At 71.2% G+C, this 6000-nt stretch carries 4 protein-coding genes; 2 read left to right on the forward strand and 2 right to left on the reverse strand.

Annotated elements, in window-relative coordinates; translation table 11 throughout:
- Positions 1-171: 171 nt before the first annotated feature.
- Both AC0666_RS06500 and AC0666_RS06505 read left to right on the forward strand, forming a co-directional pair.
- Positions 172-2148: an acetoacetate--CoA ligase gene (locus tag AC0666_RS06500; RefSeq protein WP_478707187.1), complete on the forward strand. Its 1977-nt coding sequence runs from the start codon at positions 172-174 to the stop codon at positions 2146-2148.
- 78 nt (positions 2149-2226) lie between these two features.
- Complete coding sequence (locus AC0666_RS06505) at positions 2227-3222, forward strand: hypothetical protein (RefSeq protein WP_478707188.1); 996 nt, start codon at positions 2227-2229, stop codon at positions 3220-3222.
- A gap of 58 nt (positions 3223-3280) precedes the next feature.
- Here AC0666_RS06505 and ptsP read toward each other — a convergent pair whose 3' ends face one another.
- Both ptsP and AC0666_RS06515 read right to left on the reverse strand, forming a co-directional pair.
- Positions 3281-4951, reverse strand: a complete 1671-nt coding sequence (gene ptsP, locus AC0666_RS06510) for a phosphoenolpyruvate--protein phosphotransferase (RefSeq protein ID WP_361720646.1) — start codon at positions 4949-4951, stop codon at positions 3281-3283.
- Between the two features lie 74 nt (positions 4952-5025).
- Positions 5026-5475, reverse strand: coding sequence for a PTS sugar transporter subunit IIA (locus tag AC0666_RS06515; RefSeq protein WP_468971119.1), 450 nt, complete (start codon positions 5473-5475; stop codon positions 5026-5028).
- Positions 5476-6000 lie beyond the last annotated feature (525 nt).

Below are 6000 nucleotides of genomic sequence, written 5' to 3' on the forward strand. Positions count from 1 at the left end.
GCGGCACCTCGCGCGGCCGGCCCGCGCGGCGCCGCCCGACCGCCCAGGACACCCCTGGTGCGGATGTAGATCACATGGCATGGTCCCTGTGAGCCGCCGCGCGCACACCCACCGCGCGGTGGCACCGTACGCACACCACGCGCGAGCCGCAGACTGACCGGGAGCCGATCCATGACCTCAGCCACCCAGCCGGAACCCCTCTGGTCCCCGGGGCCCGACCGGATCGCCGCGGCCCGCATCACGGCCTTCCAGGCCTGGGCGGCCGAGCACTACGGAGCGCCCGCGGACGGCGGCTACCCGGCGCTGCACAGCTGGTCCGTCGACGAGCTCGACACCTTCTGGGAGGCCATCGCCGCCTGGTTCGACGTACGCTTCGGCGACCCGTACGAGTCTGTCCTCGCGGACCGGTCCATGCCCGGCGCACGCTGGTTCACCGGCGCCACCCTCAACTACGCCGAGCACGCGCTGCGCGCCGCCGAGGACCCGGCGCGCGCCGATGACGCCGCCCTGCTGTACGTGGACGAGACGCACGAGCCCACGCCCGTCACCTGGTCGGAGCTGCGCCGCCAGGTCGGCTCACTCGCCGCCGAACTGCGCGCTCTCGGCGTACGCCCCGGCGACCGGGTCAGCGGCTACCTCCCCAACATCCCCGAAGCGGTCACCGCCCTCCTCGCCACCGCCGCGGTCGGGGCGGTCTGGACCTCCTGCGCCCCCGACTTCGGGGCCCGCAGCGTCCTCGACCGCTTCCAGCAGGTCGAGCCGGTGGTGCTGTTCACCGTCGACGGCTACCGCTACGGCGGCAAGGAGCACGACCGCCGCGACACCGTCGCCGAACTGCGCGCCGAGCTCCCGTCCCTGCGCGCCGTGGTCCACATCCCGCTGCTCGGCACCGGGGCTCCCGACGGGGCCCTGACCTGGGCGGACCTGGTCTCGGGCACCGCAGACCCGGTCTTCGAGGCGGTCCCGTTCGACCACCCGCTGTGGGTCCTGTACTCCTCCGGTACGACCGGACTGCCCAAGGCCATCGTGCAGTCCCAGGGCGGCATCCTCCTGGAGCACCTGAAGCAGCTCGGCCTGCACTGCGACCTCGGCCCGCAGGACCGGTTCTTCTGGTACACGTCCACCGGCTGGATGATGTGGAACTTCCTCGTCTCCGGACTGCTGGCGGGGACCACGGTCGTCCTGTACGACGGCAGCCCCGGCTACCCCGACACCGGTGCGCAGTGGCGGATCGCCGAGCGGACCGGAGCCACCCTGTACGGCACCTCCGCCGCCTACGTCATGGCCTGCCGCAAGGCCGGGGTCCGCCCCGCGCGCGACTTCGACCTCTCCGCCGTGAAGTGCGTGGCCACCACCGGTTCGCCGCTGCCCCCCGACGGCTTCCGCTGGCTGCACGAGGAGGTGGCCGAGGACCTGTGGATCGCCTCGGTCAGCGGCGGCACGGACGTGTGCAGCTGCTTCGCGGGCGCCGTCCCGACGCTCCCCGTCCACATCGGCGAACTCCAGGCCGCCTGCCTCGGCACGGACCTGCAGTCCTGGGACCCGTCGGGCAAGCCGCTCACCGGTGAGGTGGGCGAGCTGGTGGTCACCAACCCCATGCCCTCCATGCCGATCCACTTCTGGAACGACCCCGACGGCAGCCGCTACCGCGAGAGCTACTTCGAGATGTTCCCCGGCGTCTGGCGGCACGGGGACTGGATCACGATCACCGACCACGGCTCCGTCGTCATCCACGGCCGCTCCGACTCCACCCTCAACCGCCAGGGCGTCCGGATGGGCTCCGCCGACATCTACGAGGCCGTCGAACGCCTTCCGGAGATCAAGGAGTCCCTGGTCATCGGCCTGGAGGAGGCGAACGGCGGCTACTGGATGCCGCTCTTCGTCCACCTCGCGCCGGGTGCCGCGCTCGATGACGAGCTGCGCGGCCGGATCAAGGCGACGATCCGCGAGCAGCTGTCCCCGCGCCACGTCCCCGACGAGATCATCGAGGTGGCGGGCATCCCGCACACCCTGACCGGCAAGCGCCTTGAGGTGCCGGTCAAGCGGCTCCTGCAAGGGACGCCGATGGCGAAGGCGGTCAACCCCGGCTCGGTGGACAACGTGGAGCTCCTCCGCTTCTACGAGGAGCTGGCCCGCACCCGCGCCTGAGGACGCCCCGGGGTCACTGTCAGTGGTCATGGTTACGGTGAGTGAGCAAAGGGAGCACACTCAGGGGGAGCCAGAACCATGCCACGCCGACCGGACCACACGCCGGGCACCGCCCACACCACCGACACCACCGACACCGAAAGCGCCGCAAGCACCGCGCCCGCTGCGAACAGTGCGGAAGACGCCCCGGTCCACAGCAGCAGGCGCCGCACCCTGCGCCGCGAAGTCCCCAGCACCCTCGGCCTCCTGGCCGAAGCCGGGGACTTCGCGGCCATGTGCGGCTACCGCAGCTTCACCTTCGACCACCCCGCCGACTACGCGGAGTACCTGCGCCACGTCGAGGCCCTGCTCACGTCTCTGGCAGCCCAGGGCATCCACACCACCGTCGCCCTCTTCGACCCCGAGGAGTACGCCGAATACTGCGCGGACCACGCCCTCGACCCGGACAGCGCCGGAGCCCGCACCCGCTTCACCGCCGAACTGGCCGGCACGGGGGCCGGCCTGCCCTACAACGGCCAGCCCATCGACGAACTGGTCCCGCTCCTCGTCGACGAGGCCGTCCGCCAAGCCACCTGGGAGTACGCCACCACCCTCCTCGCCGGCGTCGGAAGCTGCGCGGACTGCGGCGAGGACATCGGCCACGCCTCGTTCGAGCGCGCCACCGAGGCGCTCTCCCGCCTCCTGGAAGGAGCCGGCCCCGGCCACCACCACCTGGTGTGCAGCGTCCCCACCCGGGACGAGCAGCTCGTCGCCGTCCTCCACGCGGAGGCGGCCGAACAGCCCGCCGGCCCGCCCCGGATCGCCGGCCGCGAAAGCCTCGACTTCGTGACCGTCCTCGCCGCGGGCCTGGCTCTCGGCGGCCCCGGAGGACTGGTGCTGCGCAGCACCACCGAGGGCTTCCGCGACCGGGTCCACGGCTGGCGCCTGGACCGGGGACGCCTGGTCGCGCTCTCCGCGGCAGCCGTGTTCAACGCCTACTGCACCGACGCCGACACGGGGGAACCCGTCGCCCCCGAGCCGGGCGTCGAATACTGCCCCGGGTACGAGGTGGACGGCCCCGGCCCCCACCAGTAGCACGTACGGCCGAGGGGCCCCCGCCACCGGCGAAGGCCCCTCGGTCGCCAGCTCGCTGCTACTCGCCCGACAGCACCGCCTGCGCGGCCTTCCGCGCTTCGTCGGCGGTGTCACAGGCGCGCGCCGCCGCCGCGGCCCGCTCGCACTGCGCCAGCGTGTACTTGGCGAGCGTCGCCCGCACGTACGGAATCGACGCGGCACCCATCGACAGGGAGGTGACACCCAGACCGGTCAGCACACAGGCCAGCAGCGGGTCCGAGGCGGCCTCGCCGCAGACACCGCAGCTCTTGCCCTCCGCCCGGGCGGCTTCCGCCGAGATGGCGATCAGATCGAGCAGCGCCGGCTGCCAGGGATCCTGCAGGCGCGAGACCGCACCGACCTGGCGGTCGGCGGCGAAGGCGTACTGCGCCAGGTCATTGGTGCCCAGGGACAGGAACTCGACCTCCTGCAGGATCGAGCGCGCCCGCAGCGCGGCGGAGGGGATCTCCACCATCGCGCCGAACTTCGCCCGCAGCCCGGCCTCCCGGCACGCGTCGGCGAACGCCTTGGCGTCGGTCCGGTCGGCCACCATCGGAGCCATGACCTCCAGGTAGACCGGCAGCCCCTCGGCGGCCTTGGCCAGCGCGGTGAGCTGCGTGCGCAGCACCTCCGGGTGGTCCAGCAGCGTCCGCAGACCCCGTACGCCCAGGGCCGGGTTCGGCTCGTCCGCCGGAGTCAGGAAGTCCAGCGGCTTGTCGGCGCCGGCGTCCAGCACCCGTACGACGACCCGGCCCTCGGGGAAGGCCTCAAGCACCTTGCGGTACGACTCGATCTGCTTCTCCTCGGACGGCGCCTTCTTGCTGTCGTCCAGGAACAGGAACTCGGTACGGAACAGGCCCACACCCTCGGCGCCGGCCTCCACGGCCGCCGGCACGTCGGCCGGACCGCCGACGTTCGCCAGCAGCGGCACCTTGTGGCCGTCGGAGGTCGCACCCGGACCGGAGGAAGCCGCCAGAGCCGCCTTCCGCTCCGCCGCCGCCGCCTCAAGCCCGGCCCGCTTCTCGGCGCTCGGGTCGACGAAGAGGTCGCCCGTGCTGCCGTCGACCGCGATCAGCGTGCCCTCGGCGATCTCACAGGCACCCGGCAGCGCCACGATCGCCGGCACACCGAGCGCCCGCGCGAGGATCGCGCTGTGGCTGGTCGGGCCGCCCTCCTCGGTCACGAACCCGAGCACGAGCGCCGGGTCGAGCAGCGCCGTGTCCGCGGGAGCGAGGTCACGCGCGATCAGCACGTACGGCTCGTCGCTGTCCGGCACACCCGGCATCGGCACGCCGAGCAGCCGCGCCACGATCCGGTTGCGCACGTCGTCCAGGTCGGCCACCCGGCCGGCCATGTATTCACCGGCCCCCGCGAGCAGCTCCCGGTACTGGGAGAACGCGTCGTACACCGCGCGCTCGGCGGTGCTGCCGACGGCGACCCGCCGGTCCACGTCCGCGATCAGCTCGGGGTCCTTGGCGATCAGCGCCTGGGCCTCCAGTACGTGCTGTGCCTCGCCACCGGCCAGCTGTCCGCGTGCGATCAGGTCGGCCGAAACAGCCTCCACGGCCTTGCGGGCGCGCCCCTGCTCGCGTTCCGCGTCCTCCGGCGCGATCTGCTTGGCCGGCGGCTCCAGAACCGCCGTGCCCATGTGCCGCACCTCGCCGATCGCCACCCCGTGGCTCACGCCGACGCCTCGCAGCGTTGTCTCCATTTCACCCGTCTCCGATTGAGCGGCGGGCCCACCCGCCGCGATGGATATCCGACTCACCAGCGCAGGCGGACGCGTCACTGCCAGCTGAAGAGGACGTCGCCGGCCTTGACGTCCCCGCCCTCGTTGAGGTCGGACAGGGCTTCGGCAGAAGCCTCCAGGGCCACGACCGGACAGATCGGCGACTTGCCGGCTGCCTCGACGGCCTGCGGGTTCCAACGGATGACGGCCTGACCGCGCGTCACGGTGTCGCCCTTGTTGACGAGCAGCTCGAAGCCCTCGCCGTTGAGCTGGACGGTGTCGATCCCGAGGTGCGTCAGCACGCCGTGCCCGTCACCGTCGACGACGACGTACGCGTGCGGGTGCAGGGAGATGACCACACCGTCGACGGGGGACACCGCCTCCGAGGACTCGCGCACGGGATCGATGGCGGTGCCCGGACCCACCATGGCGCCGGAGAACACCGGATCGGGCACTGCCGCGAGTCCGATGGCGCGCCCGGCGAGTGGGGACGTCACGCTGGTCATGGGGGGCCTCCCAGGGGGTGGGCTTCGTCGCGTAGTCGTCACTACGAGTACTGAACGACGTACTTTCAGAAGGGTATGTCATGACACGTCCCGGTTCGCTTGAAGTGCACCTCTCGCAGGAGGTGACGACGTGCAACCGCGACGACGTAGTGGACTAGACCATACGCCTTAATCGATTTGCTTGGGCACTGGCAGCCCTGTACTGTCGTGACTCCCGCCAGGACGTGCCGCGTGAACTTCTCGCGAACATCCGATGGACGGGACTCCTCCTCTGCAGTGCCGATCCCGATCTCACTGCTCCCCTCGTGTGCCTTATCGGGCCGCCGGGTGAGTGGTCAGGAAGACGGAAAAGCACTGATAGAGTCGGAAACGCAAGAACGAAAGCCCGGAGGAAAACCCAGTAAGTGTTACTGAGGGTGAGTACGAAGGAAGCGTCCGTTCCTTGAGAACTCAACAGCGTGCCAAAAATCAACGCCAGAAGTTGATACCCCGTCCACTTCGGTGGATGAGGTTCCTTTGAAAAAG

The sequence above is a fragment of the Streptomyces sp. NPDC043680 genome, from assembly GCF_056436685.1.

Bases quoted from the DNA above. Each gene is read 5' to 3' on its own strand.
- AC0666_RS06515 (WP_468971119.1), bottom strand. From the start codon at position 5,475: ATGACCAGCGTGACGTCCCCACTCGCCGGGCGCGCCATCGGACTCGCG.
- AC0666_RS06505 (WP_478707188.1), top strand. From the start codon at position 2,227: ATGCCACGCCGACCGGACCACACGCCGGGCACCGCCCACACCACCGAC.
- ptsP (WP_361720646.1), bottom strand. From the start codon at position 4,951: ATGGAGACAACGCTGCGAGGCGTCGGCGTGAGCCACGGGGTGGCGATC.
- AC0666_RS06500 (WP_478707187.1), top strand. From the start codon at position 172: ATGACCTCAGCCACCCAGCCGGAACCCCTCTGGTCCCCGGGGCCCGAC.